Annotated in this window: 15 protein-coding genes; 9 read left to right on the top strand and 6 right to left on the bottom strand. The window is 73.2% G+C overall.

Annotated elements, in window-relative coordinates; genetic code table 11:
• Positions 1-178 precede the first annotated feature (178 nt).
• The 3 genes from J8403_RS39620 to J8403_RS39610 are packed head-to-tail and all read left to right on the top strand — an operon-like array spanning position 179 to position 5171.
• Positions 179-3835 carry a CHAT domain-containing protein gene (locus J8403_RS39620; RefSeq protein WP_211127384.1) on the top strand — a complete coding sequence of 1219 codons (3657 nt, stop codon included), beginning with the start codon at positions 179-181 and terminating at the stop codon, positions 3833-3835.
• On the top strand, positions 3832-4518 hold the full coding sequence (locus J8403_RS39615; RefSeq protein WP_211127383.1) for a hypothetical protein: 687 nt from the start codon (positions 3832-3834) through the stop codon (positions 4516-4518). The genes J8403_RS39620 and J8403_RS39615 overlap by 4 nt, the downstream gene beginning before the upstream one ends.
• A 26-nt stretch (positions 4519-4544) precedes the next feature.
• Complete coding sequence (locus J8403_RS39610; RefSeq protein WP_246586211.1) at positions 4545-5171, top strand: RES family NAD+ phosphorylase; 627 nt, start codon at positions 4545-4547, stop codon at positions 5169-5171.
• A gap of 51 nt (positions 5172-5222) precedes the next feature.
• Here J8403_RS39610 and J8403_RS39605 read toward each other — a convergent pair whose 3' ends face one another.
• From J8403_RS39605 to J8403_RS39590, 4 genes are all read right to left on the bottom strand, one after another.
• A complete protein-coding gene (locus tag J8403_RS39605) occupies positions 5223-5609 on the bottom strand; it encodes an FHA domain-containing protein (protein ID WP_211127381.1) in 387 nt (128 codons plus the stop codon).
• A gap of 194 nt (positions 5610-5803) precedes the next feature.
• Positions 5804-7873, bottom strand: a complete 2070-nt coding sequence (locus J8403_RS39600) for an AAA family ATPase (RefSeq protein ID WP_211127380.1) — start codon at positions 7871-7873, stop codon at positions 5804-5806.
• Complete coding sequence (locus J8403_RS39595) at positions 7870-9525, bottom strand: hypothetical protein (protein WP_211127379.1); 1656 nt, start codon at positions 9523-9525, stop codon at positions 7870-7872. Before J8403_RS39595 ends, J8403_RS39600 begins: the two co-directional genes overlap by 4 nt.
• Positions 9522-12110 carry a serine/threonine-protein kinase gene (locus J8403_RS39590; protein WP_211127378.1) on the bottom strand — a complete coding sequence of 863 codons (2589 nt, stop codon included), beginning with the start codon at positions 12108-12110 and terminating at the stop codon, positions 9522-9524. Before J8403_RS39590 ends, J8403_RS39595 begins: the two co-directional genes overlap by 4 nt.
• Positions 12111-12333: 223 nt before the next feature.
• Between J8403_RS39590 and J8403_RS39585 the strand changes: the two genes are divergently transcribed.
• Complete coding sequence (locus J8403_RS39585) at positions 12334-13500, top strand: macro domain-containing protein (RefSeq protein ID WP_246586210.1); 1167 nt, start codon at positions 12334-12336, stop codon at positions 13498-13500.
• A gap of 217 nt (positions 13501-13717) precedes the next feature.
• Here the strand turns inward: J8403_RS39585 and J8403_RS39580 are convergent, their stop codons facing one another.
• Positions 13718-14425, bottom strand: coding sequence for a 4Fe-4S cluster-binding domain-containing protein (locus J8403_RS39580; protein WP_211127376.1), 708 nt, complete (start codon positions 14423-14425; stop codon positions 13718-13720).
• Positions 14426-14748: 323 nt separating this feature from the next.
• Here J8403_RS39580 and J8403_RS39575 point away from each other — a divergent pair, with 323 nt between their 5' ends.
• From J8403_RS39575 to J8403_RS39560, 4 genes are read left to right on the top strand one after another with little or no spacing between them, the layout of a single operon-like run.
• Entirely contained in the window at positions 14749-15432 is a 684-nt protein-coding gene (locus J8403_RS39575) for a hypothetical protein (RefSeq protein WP_211127375.1), read from the top strand.
• Positions 15429-16208, top strand: coding sequence for a hypothetical protein (locus J8403_RS39570; RefSeq protein WP_211127374.1), 780 nt, complete (start codon positions 15429-15431; stop codon positions 16206-16208). The genes J8403_RS39575 and J8403_RS39570 overlap by 4 nt, the downstream gene beginning before the upstream one ends.
• The gene (locus tag J8403_RS39565; RefSeq protein ID WP_211127373.1) at positions 16183-17709 is read left to right on the top strand and encodes a hypothetical protein; all 1527 of its coding nucleotides are present in this window, start codon (positions 16183-16185) and stop codon (positions 17707-17709) included. Before J8403_RS39570 ends, J8403_RS39565 begins: the two co-directional genes overlap by 26 nt.
• A gap of 46 nt (positions 17710-17755) precedes the next feature.
• Positions 17756-19171 carry a hypothetical protein gene (locus tag J8403_RS39560; RefSeq protein ID WP_211127372.1) on the top strand — a complete coding sequence of 472 codons (1416 nt, stop codon included), beginning with the start codon at positions 17756-17758 and terminating at the stop codon, positions 19169-19171.
• A 74-nt stretch (positions 19172-19245) separates the two neighbouring features.
• Here J8403_RS39560 and J8403_RS39555 read toward each other — a convergent pair whose 3' ends face one another.
• The gene (locus tag J8403_RS39555; RefSeq protein WP_211127371.1) at positions 19246-20070 is read right to left on the bottom strand and encodes a MerR family transcriptional regulator; all 825 of its coding nucleotides are present in this window, start codon (positions 20068-20070) and stop codon (positions 19246-19248) included.
• Between the two features lie 111 nt (positions 20071-20181).
• Between J8403_RS39555 and J8403_RS39550 the strand changes: the two genes are divergently transcribed.
• On the top strand, positions 20182-21225 hold the full coding sequence (locus tag J8403_RS39550; RefSeq protein ID WP_211127370.1) for a 3-dehydroquinate synthase family protein: 1044 nt from the start codon (positions 20182-20184) through the stop codon (positions 21223-21225).
• Positions 21226-21239 lie beyond the last annotated feature (14 nt).

Here is a 21239-nt window from a genome sequence, read left to right as displayed (position 1 = left end):
CATGTCCCTTTTCGCCGTGACCACGGGGCGGGAGTTCCCGCGCGGCCCCGAACCCGCGTATCCGACTGGGCGATTCGAGGACGTCTTCCGGGCGGTTTCCGGAAAGAGCGATCAAAGGGGTCCTGTGCTCGGGCGGCCGGGCGGATGATGAGTGGGGCATGGCGAAGGGGGACGTTTCATGCACGGCAAGGACCTCGTGGCATTACGTGACCGAGCCGAACGAGCGGCGGCCGACGCGCTGGCGTGGATCGTCCCGCCCCCGCCGGACGGCCCGCCCCCGCCCGACGGCCCGGCGGCCAAGGGATCGTCCGACGGCACTCGGTCGCCCGTGGACTCGCCCGCCGACGCCGACGCCGACCCCGGGTCGCTCGACCGCCTCATCGCCGAACTGGGCGAACTGGAGGCGGCGTTGGCGGCGGCCGCCGTGCCGGAGGAGGACGCGCTGCTGTGCACCGTGCGCGCCCGGCTCGGCGGCCTGTACGCCGAGCGCTACCGGCACCACCCCACCGACGACGACCGGAGCCGGGGCCTGCGGGTGCTGCGGGCGGCGCGCGCCCGTGGGACGCTCGAGCCGTCGGACGAGCGGGCCTCCACCCTCCACCTGGTGCGGTTGCTGCTGACGCCCGGTATGACTGCCGGATGGGACGGCACGCTGCCCCGCCTCCTCGAATCCTTCCATGTGGGCCGCCAAGTGGTGGTGGGCGAGCCCGAACTCACCGCCGATCTGGCCGAGCTGCGCGGACTGCTGACCGACCTGCTGCCGACCCTGCCCGAAGACGTCGCCGAACCCCTGTCCTGGGCGGCCGAGGCCCTGGAGCGGGTGCCCGCCGCCGCGCGCTCCGGGGACTTCGAGCAGATGGCCGCCCTGGCCGCGGAACTGGCGGAGCGGATGCCGGACGCCAACTCCCCGCTGATTCAGGCCCTGTGCGGGATGGCCACCGAGTTCGCCACGACCGCGGCAGGCGGAGGCGATGAGACCGATCGGCTGGAGGAGCTCAGCGCGGAGGAGGCCGCCCTCACCTTCGCGCAGGCCGCGCTCATGCTGGAGCTCGAAGTGCCCGGCACCATCCGGACCGAGGATCTGGAGGCCCTGGTCAACGAGGTGAGCAAGGGGCCGGCCGGTGAAGAGGCGGAGACCGCGATGCGCGCCGCGATGAGCCGCATGGCGCGCGGTATGCGCACGGGTGACGCCGACCGGCTGGCCGAGGCGGCCGAGTTGATCGGCACGGCCGCCGGTAACGGATCCGGACGGGTGGACTGGATGGCCGGGGTCATCTCGCCCGGACTGCTCACCGCGGCCAACATCCTGGGCGGCAATCTCACCGACCGCGACCAGGCGCGTGCCCGCCTGGACGCGCTCTTCGGCCCCGCCTCCTCGGTGTTCGAATCCGCACACGCGACCGGGCCCGGCGCGGAGGGGCTGAGGCTGTGCTCCCGGAGCATGCACCTCCAACTGCGCCTCGACGAAGCGCTGGACGAGCGGGACGCCGAAACGCTGGAGGAGCTGCTGGACGAGCTGCTCGACCTGTTGGAGGAGGCCGGCGAGGACAGCGAGTGGCAGTTCCTGGTGCTCTTCCTGCTGGGCCAGGCGCAGTTGAGCCTGGCCACGCTGGACGGCGGGATCCCCGCACTGCGGGCCGGCGTGGCCTACTTCGAGGAGGCGGCGAACCACCCGAGGCTCCCGACCTTCGCGCGGCCCCTCATGGACGCGCAGTGGGCGCCCCTGCTGGCCCTGTTCTCCATGATCGAACCGGATCCCGTACGGGTCTCCGAGGCCGTGGCCAGGGCCCGCCGGGCCCTGGACGGCCCCGCCTCGACCCCCGACCAGCGGGTGTGGATCCGGCAAGGCATCGGGATGGCGCTGCTCACCGTCCACAGGTCGACCGGCGACCGCTCCGACCTGGAGGAGGCGGTCGGGGAGCTGGAACAGGCCAGGCGGGAACTGACCGAGCGCACCAGCCCGGCCATCCGGCAGAAGCTGCTGTGGGAGCTGGCCGAGGCGTACCGGCTGCGCGAGGACCGCGAGCGCGATGACACGGGGGCGGCCGTCGCCACCGCCCATGCCTCGCTGTGGGTGCTGGCCGAGGACGTGCTGCTGCAACTGGGCGCCGAGCACGGCCTGGAGGTGGCCAGGGCAGGGGCCAGCCGTGGACTGCTCGCCGCCCACTGGGCCGCCGTGGACGGCCGGATCGAGGAGGCCGTGGCGTCGCTGGAGAACGGGCGTGGCCTGGTGCTGCGGGCCGCGGCCGCGGCCGCCGGGATCCCCGAGCAGCTGGCCGCCCGGGGCGAGGCGGAGCTGGCCGAGCAGTGGCGGGCCGCCGTACGGGACCTCCCGGCCCCGGCCGCGCCGACCGGCGGCGGACTCGCGCCCGGCACCGGCGGCGGTACCCCGGACCAGGTCCGGAGCGCGCTTACGCAGGTCATGTCGGCCGCCCCCGGCGTCGAGATCCCCAGCAGGCTGCGCCGCCGCGCGCTGGACGTGCTGCGGCGGGACAGCGGCGAGGCACCGCTGCGCGGGCTGCTCGGCGCCCCGGACATCGGGGAGTTGCGGGAGGCGCTGTGCGCGACCGGCACCGACGCCCTGGTGTATCTGGTGCCCGGGCGGGGCACCGCCGACGGCGTGGCCGTCCTGGTACGGAGCGCCGCTGAGCCGACGGCGCTGGCGCTGCCGGGGCTCGGCGCGCCCGGCCGGGAGCCGTTGGAGCGCTATCTGGACGCGGGCGCCCGGCGGTCCGCCGTATCCGAGCACGGCATGGACGCCCACGCCGAGGCGCATCGGCACTGGGAGGCGGCGCTGGAGGGGCTGTGCGACTGGGCGGGCCCGGCCGTCCTCGGCCCCGTACTGGACGCGCTGGGCCCCCGGGCGGAGGGGCGCGAGGAACACAACACGCCGGTCCGGCTGGTCCTCGTGCCGTGCGGCAACCTCGGTGCCGTTCCCTGGCACGCCGCCCGCCTCCCCGGGCCACGGGCCGGTGCGCGGCGTCCGTACACCTACGCCTGCGAAGACGCGGTCATCTCCTACGCCGCGTCCGGCGGTGAGTTCCTGCGGGCCGCCCGGCGCGGCCGGGTGCCGGCGGGCGAGCGCGCGGTCCTGGTGGCCGATCCGAGCGGGGATCTGACGTGGGCGCAGGACGAGGTGTCGGCCCTGCGCACCGCGTACTACACCACGGCCCTGCTCTACGGCTGGCACGACGATGCCCCCGAGAACGCGCTGGGCACCCCCGAGGACGTGCTCTCCCACCTCCCCGGAGACCCGGCCGCGCCCGCCGCCTCGATGCTGCATCTGGTGGTGCACGGCCTGGCCGGGATGCGACCCACCGACTCGGCCCTCCACCTGGCCGGCCCGGCCCCGGAGGACGCCCCGGACCTCGAAGCCGCCCCGGGCCCGGGCAGGCTGACGGTGACGCGCATTCTCGACGTACCCGCCGGGGAACGGGCCGCCACCGGGCCGCTGATCGTGCTCAGCGCCTGCGAGACGGACCTCAGCAGCCGCGACCACGACGAGGCGCTGACGCCGACCACCGCACTGCTGGCGCGTGGTGCCACGGATGTGGTCGGCTCGCGGTGGAAGGTCTCGGACAGCGCGTCCGCCGCGCTGATGGTGGTCTTCCACCACCACCTGACCGTCGCCGGACTGGCCCCGCCGGATGCCCTGCGCGCCGCCCAGCTGTGGATGCTCGACCACGACCGCCGTCCCGTCCCCGGGCTGACCGGCCCGCTGCTGGCCGAGACGCAGAGCGATACGGGGGGCCTGGCCCGGATCGTCTCCTGGGCCGGATTCATCCACCAGGGCAACCCCACTCCGCACGCACCCGTGGAAGGACGACAGCCATGACCACCGACGATCTCCTGGAGCTGCTGCGTCGGCATCTGCCGGAGATCCGCGCCTCGCTGACCGCCACGCAGTTCAGTGGATTCCAGGACAGCGTGCTGCGGCTGCGGGCCGCCGGGGACGACGCCAGGGCCGTGCGCGCCGCGCTGCGGGAGATACGGCTGGCGCTGCGGCCCCTCCCCCGCGAGAACGAACTGCGCAGAAGACTGGACCAGTTCCGGTCCGGGGGCGCCGCTCCCTCCGCGGTCGTGCCGGACGCCGACCGGCTGGCCGATCTGATCCGGCTGCTGGAGTCGGTGGACTGGCCGGCGCTGGACCCCGCGAGCGCCGAGATCGCCCGGGCCGTACGGGACCGGCTGCTGACCGCCCCCGCGCGGGGCCCGGAGCAGCTCATCGGCGCCGCCGCCGAGAATCCCGCCGGGGCCGGGCTCATCCGCCTCTCCGACCCGGAGCGCGGCGATCGCTACCCTGACTTCCAGTTCGACCCGGACACCGGTGAGCCACGGCCGGTGGTGCAGCGGATCAACAGGATGCTGCTGTCGGACCAGGATCCCTGGGGCGCCGCGGACTGGTGGCTCGGTGGCAACACCTGGCTGCGCGACGCGCCGGCCGCCCTGGTGGGGCAGGTGCCGGACGCGCGGCTGACCGAGGCCGCCGCCGCGCTGCTGGGAGACGGCGGATGGTGAGGCAGGCGCCCCCCGAGGGCGCACGTATGAGCCCGAATCTGTTCGTCCTGAGCGCGGGCACCGAGCTGTGGCGGTGTCATGAAACCGCCTACCCCTGCACCGAGTTCAACCCGAAGCCCGCGCACTCCTTCTTCGGTGGCAACCGCTTCGACGCCACCGCCGAGGACCGGTATCCGTATCTGTACGCGGCCGTGGAACCGGCCACCACGCTCGCCGAGGTGATGCTGCGGGACATGGAGTTCACCGGGCCGGAGGCCCGGCGTCAGGTGCCGTGGGCGCTGGCGGCCACCCGCTCGCTGTCCAAGGTGCGGGTGACCGAGGATCTGGTCCTGGTGCGGCTGGTCCGGGAGGAGGACCTGGCCGCGGTGTTCCAGACCTCCTGGCTGCTGGAGACCGACGAGTACGCGCAGACCCGCGCCTGGGCGCGGGAGATCCGGCGCCAGGTGCCGGACGCCCAGGGGCTGGTGTGGCAGTCACGGCGGCACCGCCCGCACCCCGCCCTGGTGCTGTTCGGCGATCGCTGCGGGGAGGAGCCGCTGAAGGCGGTGCCCGGCCAGGCGCACAACCTGGGCACGTTCGAGGGGGCGGGCGAGGCCAACCGCCTGCTGGCGCCGCTGCGGGCGGTCGTCATTCCGCCCGGTACGCGGGCATGAGCGCGCGGGGCGGCCCGGGGTCGCCGCCCCGCGACACCGCCCGGCACCGGCTCAGCCGGTGCCGGGCCCCGGTCCGTACAGCCGTACGACGAAGCCGACCCGCAGCCCGAGCCGGAGCTGGTCGCCGTCGCGGACGGGGGTGCGCACGCCGGGCGCGATTCGGGCGCCGTTGAGATACGTGCCGTTGCGGGTGCCCGCCTCGGGCTCCTCGACCCAGGCGCTTCCGTCCGGCTCCACGGTGAGCGACGCATGCTGCCGGGAGATCTTGTTCCAGCCGGCGAACGCGGCGGCGGTCCGCGGTGCCCAGTCGGGGTGGCGGCCGAGGTGCAGCGGAGGGCCCGGGCCGTGGCGGAGCTCCAGACAGGGCTCGGTGCAGACCAGCAGCACATGGGTGCGCGTACGGTCGCAGGACGCGCAGCGGGCGTCCCGGGGGGCCACCGGCGCACGGCAGTTCCAGCAGGGCGCGGACACCTCGACACCGGCCGTGCCCGGCGCGGGCCGGGGTGCGGATTCCGCGATCGGCTCAGGCGCCGGTGCCTCGCCCGGCCTCCGCGCTGTCTCCCCTTCCTCTGGGCCTTCCAGTTCCTCGCCGTCCGGTATGTGAATCCACCCCGGGGGAGCGGCCCTCTCGCTCATCGGCCGCCCCCGGGACCGGGATCGGCGTCCCCCGTGTGCACCACCCGCAGGTCCAGGGCGACCGTGCCGTCCCCTGCGGGCCGCACACCGGTGACGGTGACCGCCGTGCCCGACAGCCGTTCCTGGTCGAACAGCGCCCGTGCCAGCGGGTTGATCAGATGCGTCTCCAGCAGCATGCCGATCCCCCGGCCGCCGTTGTCGACATCCGCCGTGCAGTAGGCGGACAGCGCCCGATGCGCCTCGTCGGAGAGGCGCAGATGCACTCCCTGCTCCTCCCGCAGCACCCGTTGGATGTTGCCCACCTGCGAGTCGAAGATCTCGGCGGCCACCTTGGCGTCGATGTAGTCGAAGACCACCACATTGCCGCCGAGCCGGTTCATCAGCTCCGGGCGGCCGATCTCCTCGACGAAGTGTTCCTTCACATTGGCCAGGATGATCTCCTCCAGCTGGTGGTACGGCATCCCGGGCTCGGCCACCCGCCCCTCGTGTCCGCGTCCGCCCTCGCCGGTCCGCTTCCTGACCCCGAGGTTGGAGGTGAAGATCAGCACGCATTCGCTGAAGTACGTGGTGACGCCCTGCCCGTCGGTGAGCCGGCCGTCCTCGAGCACCTGGAGGAACTTGTCGAGCACCCCCTTGTCGGCCTTGTCGATCTCGTCGAACAGCACCACCCGGAAGGGGTCGTTGCGCACCGCCGTGGTCAGTTCGCCACCGGCCTCGTAGCCCACATATCCCGGTGGTGCGCCGAGCAGCCGGTCCACCGAATGCGGTGCGGAGAATTCGCTCATGTCGAAGCGCAGACAGGCGTCCTCGGTGCCGAACAGCAGCTTGGCCACCGACTTGGCCAGCTCGGTCTTGCCGGTGCCGGTCGGCCCGGCGAAGAACAGCACCCCGCGCGGCCGGCTGCCGGGGTGGGACGCCTGGGCGCCGGACAGGCTGAGCGCGGCGCGCTTGAGGATGTCCAGGGTCTTGCCGACCGCCTTCTCCTGGCCCTTCACCCGCGCCCGCAGGTCCGCCTCGCCCTTCTTGATCTGCCTGCGGATGTAGTCCGCCTGCCACGGGTTGTCCTTGACGCCGAGCTGGTAGACGCGGACCGCGTCCCGCATCTCGGCGAACGACAGCCCGCGGTCGAGCGCCATACGGGCGCTCTCCCGCATCGCGCGCAGGGTCAGCCCGGCGGTGGCCCGCGCGAAGGTGTCGATGTCGTGTTCGTTCAGCGGCCGTCGCTTGTCGAGCCGGACCGGCCCGCCGTCGTCTTCGCCCTCGGACCCGGACGCGGCGGTGTGCTCCTCGGCCAGCAGCTCGGCCATGCGCCGCCTGCTGCCCAGGTCGGGCAGCGGGATGCCGATGGTACGGACCCGTTCGCTGCCCGCGACCAGCCAGGTGGGCAGATCGCGCTCCCCGTCGGCCAGCCAGATCACGGGGTTGAACAGCCGCCGTCCGCTGCCCGGGGAGGTGATCGGCCGTGCGTCCTCGGCCAGCTTCAGGCAGTTGAGGAAGAAGTCCCGCTCCGGATCGCTGAGCCGGGTGACATCGGTGGGGATCCGGGCGGCGTAGTCGATCAACAACACCACCCGGTAGGGCTGTTGGCGCGGTGCCGGGTCCGGGCGGGGCCGGCCGTCCGGTGTCTTCGGCTGCCGCCCCTGCTGCTTCCAGCCGGTGATGATGTCGCGCAGCGTCCGCTCCGCGTCGGCCAGGTGGACGGGGGTGTCGGCGCGCCGGGCGCGCCCGGGCCTGGCGGCGTCCCGCCCGTGCAGCAGCTCGCGGATCTCCTGGGCCGCAGGGCCCACGACGACGGTGAAGCCGTCCGCGATGTCGAAGCGGATCAGCGCCTCGTAGCCCTCCTGCCACAGGGCGTTCCACAGGACCTCGGTGAGGGTGTGATGGGCGTCGTACGTGGCCTCGGGGCCGCCCTCGTCGGGGTCCTTGTCGTGGCGGACGAGGTGGATGTCCCGGATGCTGCCGTGCAGGACGTACTGGGACTGGACGCCGAGCGTGCCGACCAGCTCCTCGGCGAAGGCCGGGAGCCTGCGGTCGTCGCGGCCCGGGGACGTCACCGGCTCGGTCATGACTTCCTCTCCTGGTCACGGTGGCGGGCCTTGGGTCCGGTGTGGTTCCGAGCGGGCCGGTCCCCCATGCGCCGGACGGGTCGTGCGGGCAGCTCGCCGAAGTCGAACGGGACGCTGAGCCCGGCCCGTTCGGTCAGCTCGCACAGCTTCCCCAGATGCTCGGGGGCCTCGTGGCACCGCTGCCAGTCGAGGTCCAGATCGTCGTCGGTCTCCTCGGCGGGGTCGCGCTCGCGGTGCATGGTGGCGACCCGGGCGGCGCCCCCGGCCTCCACGCTGACGCGGAGCCAGTGCTCCTCCCCCCAGCCCGGCGGGGTCCAGTCGATGATCTGCACCGCTCCGGAGGTGGTGCATCCGGCCGTCTCGGGCTGCGACCGCCGGACCGCCGCGCGGATCACCTCCGTGGCGTACATCCGCTGATACACGTCGACCCGCTCGCCGACGCGGGCCGCGACGCGCACACGCTCGGCCTCCGCCAGCGTCCCGCCCTGGTACAGAAAGCGCTCCAGGACCGCGATCTCCGCCGTGGCATCGGGCAGCGGAACGGGGGTGCCGGGCTGGTCGTCACGGGGAGTTCCGGGGTGGTCGTCGCGGAGGAAGGCGAGCTGCTGGGCGGCCCACTCCTCGGTCTCCTGCCGCCGCTCGGCGTCGCGGGTCATCCGCTCGGCGAACCCGGCGGCTTCCCGCAGATGGCGCTTGGCCGCGGCGGGGCGCCGGGCGGCGACCTCCGCGGCGACGGTGACCCTCTCCTCCACCAGCCGGTAGTCGGCCGCCGACACATTCCGCGGAAGCATGGCCAGCAGGTCCGCGCCCAGCCGCAGCACCTCCTCCTCGGTGGGGGCCACGGTGGCGGCGGGCGGCGGCTGCGGCAGCGCACCGCGCGCCTCGGCTTCGGTGGCGGCCTCCTCGTACGCCTCCAGCGCCCGGCGGCGGCGGGCGCGCAGGGTCGCGTGCCAGCCGGTGTGCTCGGGATGCGCTCCGGTCACCGGGCGGGCGGCCGCCTCCATGGTGGCCCGTGCGTAGGCGGCCTCCGCGTGGCGCAACCGGTGGTCGGTCTCGGCCAGTTGCCGCCATGCCTCGTCCAGCTTCTTGCCCGCCAGGGTCAACGGCGGTGGCAGGTCGGGCGGTTCCGGTGGCCCGTCGGGGCCGGCCCGCCGTATCCGCGCGCGCAGGGTGTCGATGCGGGCGTTGGCCCGGACGGCCGCGAAGGCGGCGTCCCGCCAGCACGCGGCGGCCTGCCGGGCGTCCAACTGCCGCTGACGCAAAGCGGCCTGGTCCTCGGCGGCCCGGATGGCGGCGGCCGCGAGCACCTGCGCCCCTGCCATGGTGGCGCGGCCGACGAGCAGCGCCCCGCTGAGCGAGCCGAGGCCGATCAGGGCGGGCACCATCAGGTCGTGCAGCTGGTCCATGGCGGCGTTCAGCGCATGGCCGGTGGTCTGGTGCACGGCGTCGGCGAGGTGCTGCCCGGCCTGGGTGCCGAGGTGGTCCGTCAGCCCGGTGCCATGGACCGCGTCGTGCGACACCCCGGTGTGCGGGACGGTGTTGGTGACGGTGTCGGGGACCGTGTGATGGAGGGTCTCGACGGTCGGCGGCGGGGGGAAGTACACATCGGGCATCACATCGCCGATGCCGGCAATGGCCTGTCCTGAACTCATGTGAGGCTCCCTGGAGTCGGCGGGGCGGCCGCCCTCGGGTAGCCGGGGCGGTGCCGTTCGTCCCGGCCGCGCAGCTCGGCCACGTAGCGGCGCCAGCACCGCAGCCGGTGCCAGGTCCACCAGACGAGGACGGCCACCGTGGCCAGCGGCCACACCCAGGGGGCGTAGGCCACGGTGGCCCACAACAGGGCGATGACCGGGAGGATCAGCAGGCCCTGGACGGGGAAGCGGGAGCCGGGGCGGCGGATGAACCGGGCCACCGGCAGCGCACGGTCGATCAGCAGCCCGGCCAGGGACCGGTCCGGGTGGTAGCCGGGGCTGCCGATGCGGAACGCCGTCCACAGCTCCAGGGCCAGGACGGCGGCGGCCGCCGGGACGGCCAGCATCCACGCCGTCACCACCGCGCGCTGGGCGGGCCATCCCACCAGATCGCCCAGGCCGATCACGAAGATCCACGGGAAGACGAAGGCGACGGCTCCGCCGAGGGCCCAGCCGAGGGTGGGCAGCATGTCCTGTCTGCGCACCCACAGCGTGGCCACGTCCAGGTCCCGCTCCTGGCGCAGCAGGGCGCGCTCGCCCTCGAGCCGCCCCTGCGTCTCCGAGGACTCCTGCTCGGCGAATCCCCCCAGCCATTCGGCCAGTTGCAGCCGCACCAGATCGTCGGGGTCGCGCACCAGCCGTCCGTACCAGGCCACCGGTTGTGGCAGCGAGGCCTGGACGCGGGCGGTGCGCTCCCGGAGCCTGCGCCGGTGCGCGGTGGGGGCGACGGCGAGCGACAGGAGGGCGGCGAGCCGGGAGCGGTCGAGCCGGGTGGCGGCGCGCACCTCGGCGCGGCGGTCGCGCAGCCACGGCGACTCGTGGAGCACCTCGTCGACGGTGTGCTGCCAGCGGGAGCGGGCCGTCAGCCAGCGCTGCTGCACCTCGGCGAGCCCATCGCCGCCGGGCCGTGAGTCCAGCAGCGGCAGGATGGTGTGGTCCCGCAGGTCCGCCACGACGGAGAGGGCGAACTCATCGCCGCGCCCGGCCTCACGCAGCAACTCCCCCAGCCCCGCGTGGTCCAGCGGCACCCCGCGGTAGGACGCGTCGAGGGTGGGGCCGAGCCAGGAGATCAGCCGCACCATCGTGACCGGCTTCGGCTCACGTGGCCCAGCCGCGGGGTGCTGCGGCTCCAGGAGGTCCAGCAGCGCCGCCAGTTCACCGGCATCGCGGTCCGGTGCGCCCTCGAACTGCCGTAGCCAGCGGGTGAATTCGCCCCGGCCGCGCCGCCGGGAGAGTAGCTGCCGGGCGGGCCGCCAGTTCTCGCTGAACGCCCTGGCCAGCTGCTTCGGCCTGGTGTAGTGCTCGTCGAGGAAGGCGAACGGCTCGATGCCCGGGGCGTCTTCCGGGTCCGAGGCGCCGGGTGCCGTGCCCGCCTCCCAGGGGGCGATCGGTGGCGAGCCGCCCACCAGCCACTGCGCCACCTCGTCGGTTCCCCAGCGGTGGTCGGGGTCGCGGGTGAGCAGCCCCATGCACAGCAGCCGCAGCCGGTGGTCGGTGACCAGGGACAGATCCGGGGCGCGGGAGCTGATCTCCTCCCGGACGAAGTCGTTGTCGGTGAACCGCACGGGATGGCGCCCACCGGCCATCTCGGCGACGATCATGCCGAGCGACCACCAGTCGGCGGGCGGGTGGATCAGCTGGTGGCGCAGCGACGCCTGCGGGGACATATAGAGGGCGGTGCCGACCCAGCGCTCGTCGCGGGTGTAGCGCTCGGCGGGTTCGTGGGCGGAGACGGCGAAGTCGACGAGCACGAGGTCCGGGGCGGCCGGGTCGAGGCTGCCGAGCACGATGTTGGCCGGGCTGATGTCCCGGTGGACGATGTTCAGTTCGTGCAGGGTGGTGAGGGCCTCGTGCAGCTGCCGTACGACGCTGTGGATGAGCACGGGGTCGGCCGGGCCGGGGTTGTCCCTCAGATATCCGGCCAGGTCGGTCTCGCCGTAGGAGGGCGCCAGGTCGTACGGATGGCCGTCGGCCCCGGTGTCGCCGGTCTCGGTGAAGTGGGTCAGGTGCCGGCGCGGCCGGTCCCGCAGCAGCTCCCACACCCGGCGGTCCGGGGCGTGGCCGCGGTGGTACCACTTGAGGATATGGCTGCCGCGCTCGTCCTCGACGCGGTAGACGGCCGCCTGGTGCGGATGGTCGGGGCGGCGCAGCACGGCTCTCAGGCGGAACCGGCCGCGCAGCGAGACCGGCAGCGCTCCGGTGTCCCCGCGCAGGTCGCGACCCCCGTGCGCGACCTGCGCGGGCGCCGCCGAGAGGAGCTCGTCCTCGGTGGGCCCGGCCATCGTGGCGGCCGCCGACGGAGGCGGCTCCTCGTGTTCGGTGGGCCCGACCGTCGTGGTCGCCGCCGACGGAGGCGGCTCCTCGTGTTCGGTGGGCGGCGGCCCGGCGTCGTGGGCGCGCCGCTCTTCGGGCTCCGCTTGGTCCCGGTGGTATCCGTGGTCCCCGTGGGCTGCGTATCGCTCGTCGTCCCCGTAAGCCCCGTAGGCCCCGTAGTCCTCGTCGTCCTCGGATTCCGTGGGGGGCGGCTGCTCGTGCGGATGGGTCACAAAGGTCACCTCGTGAACGGGTGGGCGGTTCGGATTCAATGGCGGCGAGAGCGGCGGCAGGGGGCCGCCGGGCCGTGGATCAAGAAAGCGGAACCCGGGAAATCGGAAATCTGTTCCAGCACGGCGTGAATTACCGGCGGTACAAAGCCCGCCGCGGCACGGCACCGCACGGCCACCGAGAGGACGATTTCCTCTTTCCTGGCCGGTCGCTAGCCTGGTGACCATGAGTCAGGAGCCATTTGCGTCAAATTCGCCCACATACGATCAACTCCTGGAAGAACTGAAAGGCATACGCAGACCCGGACTGCCGGATCTGCGCAGGACCGATCGGCCGGCGCTGCGTGCCGCGGCCGTGGCGGGCGGCTTCTGCGATGGCTCCGACGACGCCCCGGCCGGTATCGAGGCGCTGCTCAGGGAGGCGGTACGGCGCCTCGGCGAGCGGGATCTGCTCGGCCAGGCCGCGGCCCACACCTTCGGACTGCTCCCCGACCGCCGGGGCGCGCCCGCCCATGACCGCCGCAAGATGGCCGCCGCCGTATACGGAGTCACCCCCGAGCGGTTCCGAAAGCAGCAGGAACCGCAGGTCGTCCAGCAACTCACCGAGGCCGTGCTGACCATCCTGCGGGAGCCTCCGCCCTTCCCCGGGAAACCGGGCTCGGCGGGGCAGAGCCCCGGACCGGGCACCGGGCCACAGCCCTCCGGCGGACCGGGCCCGACCGGGCAGAGCACCATCGCGCGGAGTGGCCGGGCCGGTCAGGAGCCTCCGCTGCGGGTCGACAGCGTGCCGGTGGACGCGCGGAGCACGTTCACCCTGCATGTCTCGCCCATCGAACTGCTGCGGGACATCGAGGTGCTGGTCTCCTCGGAGAACGTCTATCTGGAGATGTCCAAGACCTTCCGCCCCACCGTGTCCGGCGCGCTGCGCCTGGCAGCGGCCGTACGCGACCCCGCCGGGGAGATCGTGGACGATGTGCTGGCCCGTGAACTGGCCGGGTGGCTGCGCGCCCACGGCCGCCCGGGGCTGCCTATCCGGCCGGGCACGGTGGTGCCCACCGCACCGGGAGCGCTCGCCGCGCGCGGCGTCCGGCGGATCTACCACGCCGCGGTCGCCACCCCGCGGGACGATACGTACGAGGTCCGCCCGGAGAGCATCGCCCGCGCGGTCAGCGCGTGCTTCGCGCTCGCGCGGGCGGAGCGCGACCGGTACGAGCCCGCCCTGTCCTCCATCTGCTTTCCGCTGCTCGGCGCGGGCCGGGGTGGTCTGGCACCGGCGGTCAGCGCGACCTGGCTGCGCTGGGCGATCCGGGACGAACTCGCCCGGGACGCCCGCTGGCGGGTGCACTTGGTGGTCCGCAGCCGGGAGATCGCCGAGGCCGTCGGCGCGCTGTGACCACCACCGACCGAGACCTTCGGGGTTGTGCGACCACGACCGACCGAGACCTTCAGGGCCGTGCGACCGCCACCAACCGAGACCTTCGGCCCTCGGTGACCGCCACCCACCGAGACCGGCGGCACTCGGTGACCACAGCCGACCGAGGCCGCGGACCCTCTGTGGCCGCGCCCGCCGGGCCCGCCGCCCGCCGTGCCGTCCGGCCGGGCGCTCTCGCTCAGGGGCGCCAGCTGGCACCGGTGAGGGTGATCCCCGCCCGCCGCAACCGGCGCTCCAGCGCGGCCAGTTCGCCCCGCCTCGGCACTCCGTAGAGCCGCACATCGCCCTCCCCCTCGACCATCTGCAGACGCGGCCCGCTCTCCGTCCGGGCCAGATGCTCCTGGTAGCGCGCCCACCCCCGCGCCGTACGCGGCCGCAGCCGCTGGTTCGCCGAGCCGCGCCACACCAGGGCGGTGGGCTCGGCCGCCCGGAAGCGCCCGGTCACCAGCGCATCCGCGTGGCCGACGGCGGCGGAGCGCGCCGCGTCGCCCTCCACTTCCTCCTGCTCGTATCCCGTGTAGAGGAGGATGTCGATCTCACGGCCCGCCGCCGGGCCGCCCGGTGCCGTCGCCTCCGCACGGGCCCGCACCGCCCCGGCCAGCAGGGCCTCCAGAGCGGCGGGCTGGTCGAGCGGCTCGCCGCCGCTGACCGTCAGCCCGTCGGCGCCCCGCGCCAACGCCTCGCGCCAGAGCCCGAGCAGGGACGAGACCGTACGGGAGGCGCCGCCGAGCGGATCCCAGGTGTGCCGTGACATACAGCCGGCGCAGGCCAGGCCGCAGCCCTGGGTCCAGATGCCCAGGCGCCGCCCCGGGCCCAGGGTCTCCACCGGGAAGTGGGTATGACTGATCCGGAGCGTGGGCTCCGCGCACTCTGGGACGTTCTCCACCGACCCATCTCCTATTCCCCCGAGGTCGTGTTTCCGAGATCCATGATCAAAAAGGCGTGGCCCCGGAACCGTTCCAGTATGACCCGGCGTCAGGCATCGACGAGGGCGTTCTCCGGTCGACTTCCGGGCGTTTCCGGGAGCGGGCCCTATGGGGAGCATTCCCGGGTACGACCTCACCGATACGGTATGGCAAGGAATCGAATCGACAGCGTCATCGGCATCGACTGCGAGCCGTTTGCGGGAGAAAGCGGAATTCCGCTGTCCGCAAATGCGGCTGTCCGGTGCGGCAATTGCGCACCGGGGAAATCGGGGGATCCATTTCCATGATCACATCTGACAGTGTCAACGGGGTGGTGCGCCGGGGAAGGCTCGGCCGTACCGCCCGCTTCGCCGCCCGCTGGCGGGGCAAGCGCGACGGCGCGCGCGGCGTCCCGCGCATCCCGCTCCCGGAGCCGCCCGAGGAGCGGAAGGGCGAGATGCCGCCGCCCATCGAGCCACCGGCTCCCGAGCTGCTCATCACGCCGTATGTGATGGAGGTGCGGACCGGCGTCCGCCGGGCCACCGAGCAGATGCGCTCCGCCCTCATCGGACGCGAGCACGCCCTGCTCAGCCGGGTGCGCGCCGAGTCGGTGCGCGTCGTCACCCAGTACGACGTCCGCGAGGACCCCCGGCCCGCCGCGCTCGCGCGGTACGGCCACTGGGTGGGCCAGTGGCGCACCAGCGTGGATCGCTGCCGGTCGCATGCCCAGGCCGTCGTCGACCAGGCCAATCAGCGACTCGCCTGCTACTGGGACGCGGTGCGCGAGACCCACCCCCAGCTCTCCCGCCTCCCCCGGCGCCCGCCCGGGGACTGGCTGCCGGGCCGGGTGGAGCTGGACCGGTCCTGGCAGCAACCCGACGTCTGGCTGCTGGCCGACGACGACGGCGCCCGGACGGCCACCTCCCGGGCGCTGCAGATACTCGAACGGCAGAACACCGACCGCGTCGACGGGAGGACCGCGCGATGACCGTCCACAGTCCCGCTCCGGAGCAGTTGGGCGCCCGGCGCCGGAACCGGCGGCGCGCCCTGTCCGCCGCGCTGGTGCTCGCCCTGGCGTCCGCCCTCACGGCCTGCGGCTCCGACGAACCGTCACGCTATTCCCGTGCGTGCGGCGTCGTGGTCGACGGCTCGGGCTCGGCCGCCGCCTCCCGGACCGGCTTCGACGCGGAGGCCAAGCTCAAGGCGACCCTGCAGAAGTTCCTTGCGGACAACAAGTGCCGCAAGACGTCCTTCGCCCCCATCACCAAGGTGTCCGAGGCGTCCAAGTGCCAGGTCAGCCCACTGGACCTGGACCCGGACACCTCGAAGACCGCCGACCGCGAGCGGGCCCGCACCACCATGCGCGCGGTCGCCCTCTCCAACGCCCTGAAGCTGCTGCGCTGCGCCCAGAAGGAGGAGCCCGGCTCCGATGTGCTCGGGGGGCTGTCGCGCATCGCGCTGTCCAAGCCGTCCGGCGACGACGCCTCGTTCGACGTCCTCGTGGTGAGCGACTTCGACCAGGGCGACACCGACTTCCGGCTGGGGCGGCAGGACCTGTCCACCGCCACGAGCCGCCGGACCGTCATCGACGGCTTCCTCAAGTCGCACGGCACGCCGAAGCTGTCCGGCGCCGACATCTACCCGGTGGGCTACGGCATGAAGTACCACACCGACACCTCCCACTACGAGCGGTTCAACGCCTTCTGGACGGAGCTTCTGGAGGGGAGGGTGAAGGCACATGTCGACACCACCTATCGCCGGTGACGACCAGGCGCCGCGTCGGCTGAGGCTGCGCCGCCGCAGGGCCGACGGCGACCGCGGGCGCCGGGGAGGGCGGGCGGCCGCACGGCGGTTCCCGGACGGCGCGCTGCCCCAGCCCGATCCCGTCGCATCGGATCTCATCCGGGCCGGGGACAGCGCCTGGCTCCTGGACCGGGCGCGCAAGCACGGCGCGTCGGCGGCCACCGGGAAGGTCTTCGACCCCTGGGTCCTGGCCACCCCTGACCGGGTGCCCTACTTCGCCGAGCTGGCCAGCCTGCGCGACCGGGTCAGGCACCGGCTCGCCGAGGAGCAGGCGCGGGCCGAGGAGGACGGCGCGCTGGAGGCGAGCCGGGTCAGGGCGGCCGCCACCGCCGCCGGTGAGCGGCTGGAGCGGGCGGGCCGCCGACGGGCCGCTCTGGAGCAGCAGCAGATGGTCACCACCGCCCAGTTGGACCGGCTGGCGCGGCGGGCCGACCGGTGGCAGACCTTCCGCGACACGGTGCGGGGCGGGTTCGAGCGCCGGTGGCTGCGCGCCCGTATGCCCGCCGGCTGGAACGACGGCGCCGACCCGGGGCGGCCGGGCGCCACGCGGCGCGAGGACGAGCCGCAGACCGCCGGTGGCCACGCCGGCTGGCAGGCGGTGTCCGAGCACGATCCGGTGGCGGAGGCGGACGCGGCCGACCGGGCGCTGTCCACCAGAGCGGCCTGGGAGGGCGCGGCGGCCCGCCCCGGTATGCCGCGCTGGATGAAGCTCGGGGTGCTGGCCGCACTGATCGTGGTCGAACTGCCCGTCTACTACTCGGTGTTCGAGAATCTGCACGGTGTCGGGCGCTTCGCCGATCTGCTCTCCTACAGCCTCATGGTGGCCGTGGCGGTGGCGATGATCCTCGCCCCGCATATCGCGGGCTGGATACTGCGGCGGCGCTCGGCCACCGGCGCGGTCCGGCTGTCGGCCCTGCCCGCCCTCGCCCTGCTGGGCGTATGGGCGTACGGCGCCTGGGCGTTGGGCGACCTGCGGGCCAAAGTGGCGTTCCGGGAGGAGCCTCCGCTGGATCTGCCGCCCGATGTGGCCGCGGACGTCGGAGACAGTGTGCGCAATCCGCCGAGCCTGATCGAGTCGCTGCATCTGGACCCGCAGAGCGTGTCCTGGATGTTCGTCGCGCTGCTGCTGCTCTCCGGCGGTATCGCCTTCCTGATCGGCCTTGGCGAGGAACACCCGTATCTCGCGGCGTACCGGACCACGGCCGAGCGGCTGCGGGAGCTGGAGCAGGAGATCGAGACGGATCTGGCCGGCTCCGAGCGCGCCAAGGAGGCCGAGGCCACCATGGGCGCCCGCGGGGGTGCCCGCCGCGCGGCCCATGAGGCGCGGCTGTACGCGGTCGACGACCTGTACGAGGCCGCGGCGCACGCCTATCTGGACGGGGTGGCCATGGAGTCCGGCGATCCGGCGGTGACCGAGGCCGCCATGCGGCTGTCCCGGCAGTGGCCGCTGCTGCCGCACTGAGCGCGTGCGGCACACCGAAGGCAGCCGGCAACCCACGGGGGTGGCGATGGATCCGACGACACCGGCGCAGTACATACTCATCACGCAGTGTCTGCAGAACGACTTCTTCCTCAACCTGGACTGCCAGTTGTCCCTGCCGGACAGCGCGGTCTCCAAGCTGCTGCTGGACAGCGAGAGCGGTGCGGCCCTCCGCACGGAGGGCCACCGCAGGGTCCTGTCCGACGCGGAGCTGCACCGTTCGCCGCTGGCCCGTTTCCTGGACGCCACCGTCGGCTCCCGGACACGCGGCCACGGGGACGGGGTCCTGCATCTGATCAACATCCGTGACTGGCATGTCCCGGGAGAGGCGTACGACCTGGAGCGCAGGCAGTACGGGGCCCACTGCGAGGCCGGCACCTGGGGAGCGGCGTACGTCGACGGGCTCACGGATCTGCTGGCCCCGGACCGGTGCGCCCCGGCGGACAGCGAGGACGGCTGGGGCGGAAGGCTCCGCGTCCACCACGTGCGGTCCAATACCCTCTTCGACTTCCAGCACAGCTCCGGCGGACGTCCCGACCTCGGCGAACCGGCGCCGCTGACGACCCTGCTGGACGGTCTGCTGGGCGACGGACGGCAGGAGACGACCCATGTCGTGGTGATCGGTGTCCTCACCGACATCAAGGTCCAGCTGCTGCTGACCGGTATCCGCTCCCGCTACGACGTCCGGCAGCTCGTGGTCTCCGACGCGCTCACCGCCAGCAGAACCCTGGAGCGCCACCTGACGGCCCTGGACTTCTGCCAGCGGGTGCTGCGCGCCGAGGTGATGGCCGGTCTGGCGGAGCTGGCCCGTTTCCTGGGCTCCCGGCCGGACGACGACCGGCGGCTGTCCCGTGGCGGGGACGCGGAGTTCGCGGGCTACTCCTCGTACATCCAGGACAAGCAGGGCATCCTGTCGTACGAGGACGCCAGGCTGCGGGACTACCGCATCCAGACCTCCGAGCGCCTCCGGCGGGCGCAGCACACGGTCGGCTTCGCCAGCAAGTTCCTGCTGGGGCTGGGCACATGTCTGCTGCTCACCGCGCTTGTGCTGTCGCTCGTCGGGGTCTTCCTCCCGGGCCGTATCGGGTGGCAGAGCCCCGCCGTGCTCGGCGCGCTCGGTGTGGGGCAGATCGTCTCGCTGTTCTTCACCCGGCCGGTCAGATCCGTGCAGGACGCGCTGGCGGAGGAGACCATCTACCGGATGATCCTGGAGAGCCGCAGCCTGAAGGTGGCGCTGGCCCGGTTCCACATCACCACGGCGACCTCGCTCCGGCGGCATGACGATGTCGACGGGCAATCCGAGGCACTGGCACGGCAGTTGGAGATCCTGGAGAAGATCGACACAGCCGACTTCGAACGGCTCAGCCAGCTGGGGGTGACCCCGGGCGCCGAACCACCCGGGCCGGGCCGGTCCCGTCGAAGAAGCCGCGTGCAGGCTCCCTGAACATCTCGTACTGCCGAGCGGCCACCCACCGGGTGGCCGCCCGCCGCGCGAGGCGCCCCGCTACGGCCCGGCCGTCAGACCTCGACCACCGGTGTCTGGAGTTCGGTGACCCACTCCTCGCGGTTCTCCGGGCACTCCAGGGTGACCTCGCGGGGGTAGCCGGACGACCGGTAGCCGTTGCCGTCGATCCAATGGGCCAGGGCCTGGGACGTGGGCACCACGGCGTCCATCGGGCCACGGTGGACGATAGTCGCGGCCCGGTCGACGGACTGCAGATCGAGAATCCGGAGGTCCGCACCGTCCCGGAGCGGGGCGGTGACCTGGACGGCGGCGTGAACGGTGATGGCGCCACCGCCTTCCGGGGCGTCCTCGTAGTACGCGACACCGGGGCCCGTCGGGGTGATGCCCGCCGCATCCAGGCGCCGGAACAGCTCGTCGTAGAGAGGTGTGATGACCGGGCCGATGTCCCGGGGGTCGAAGCCGTTGGCGGTCGCGGTGAGCTCCGCCACCCGCACGGCCGGAATCTCCTTGATGACGACGTCGTTCGTGGGCATGTGTCCTTCGCTTTCGATCGACCGGAGCCTCGCCTCGACCTGCACCAGCCGCGCCGCCATGGCGGCCACGGTGGCTTCCAGCTCGGCCCGCCGCAACCGCAGCATGCCGCGCAGCTCCTCGGTGCCGACCTTCTCATCCACGATGTCCCGCACCTGCTGGAGGGTGAAGCCGAGTTCTTTGAGCGCGATGACCCGGTTGAGGCGGCTGAGTTGGGCGGCCGAGTAGTAGCGGTAGCCGGTGGAGGGGTCGACATGGGCCGGGCGCAGCAGTCCGGTGGCGTCGTAGTGGCGCAGCATCCGGACCGATACGCGGCCGTGCCGGGCGAAGTCTCCGATGGTGAACATGATGTCTCCGAGTCCAGCGCCTCACACGGTGTGAGGGCCAACCCTCGATCCAGGCACTACATTCGACGATAGAGAATGCCCGGTCATCGCCCATGGAGGGACGGACAACGCATGACGGCGTCGGCTCATCCGCATACCCGGGTCATGGTGGAACTCGGCGAGCGTTCCTATCCCGTCGACATCGGGCCGGGTGTCCGGCATGCGCTGGCCGGGGTCATCGCGGGGCTCGGTGCGCAGCGGGTGGCGATGGTGTCCGCCCGGCCGGACGGCTGGCTGCCCGACCCGGGCGTGCCCTCGGTGGTGCTGCGGGCCCGGGACGGGGAGGCGGACAAGTCGCTGGCCACGGTGGAGGAGCTGTGCCGTGAGTTCGTCCGTTTCGGGCTGACCCGGTCGGACGCGGTCGTCTCCTGCGGCGGCGGGACCACCACCGATGTCGTGGGTCTCGCGGCGGCCCTGTACCACCGGGGTGTGCCCGTGGTGCATCTGCCGACCTCGCTGCTGGCGCAGGTGGACGCCAGCGTGGGCGGGAAGACGGCGGTGAACCTCCCCGAGGGGAAGAATCTGGTGGGTGCCTTCTGGCAGCCGTCCGCGGTGTTGTGCGACACCGACTATCTGGAGACCCTGCCCGCGGCGGAAATGCTCAATGGATATGGGGAGATCGCCCGCTGCCACTTCATCGGCGCCGGTGATCTGCGCGGGCTGCCGCTGCCGGAGCAGATCGCGGCGAGCGTGGCCCTGAAGGCGTCGGTGGTCTCCGCGGATGAGCGGGATTCCGGGCTGCGTCATGTGCTCAACTACGGCCACACCTTGGGCCACGCGCTGGAAATCGTGACCGATTTCCGGCTGCGGCACGGTGAGGGGGTGGCGATCGGCACGGTTTTCGCCGGGCGTCTGGCGCTGGCCCTGGGCCGGATCGACGAGGCGCGGGCGGCCGAGCATCTGGAGGTGGTGCGGGGGTACGGGCTGCCGTTCGCGCTGCCCGCCGATGCGGATCCGGGGCGTCTGATCGAGGTGATGCGGCTGGACAAGAAGGCGACGGACGGGCTCACCTTCGTCCTGGACGGTCCCGGCGGTCCTGAACTGGTCTCGGGCCTCGCGGAGGAGACGGTCGCCACGGCGCTGGCCGGGATGGACCGGGCCGACTCGTACCCGTAGAACCCCACGGGCGG

Origin of the sequence: Streptomyces yatensis (assembly GCF_018069625.1) — a bacterium.
Taxonomy (GTDB): Bacteria; Actinomycetota; Actinomycetes; order Streptomycetales; family Streptomycetaceae; genus Streptomyces; species Streptomyces yatensis.
This window is presented reverse-complemented; position numbering and strand designations above follow the sequence as displayed.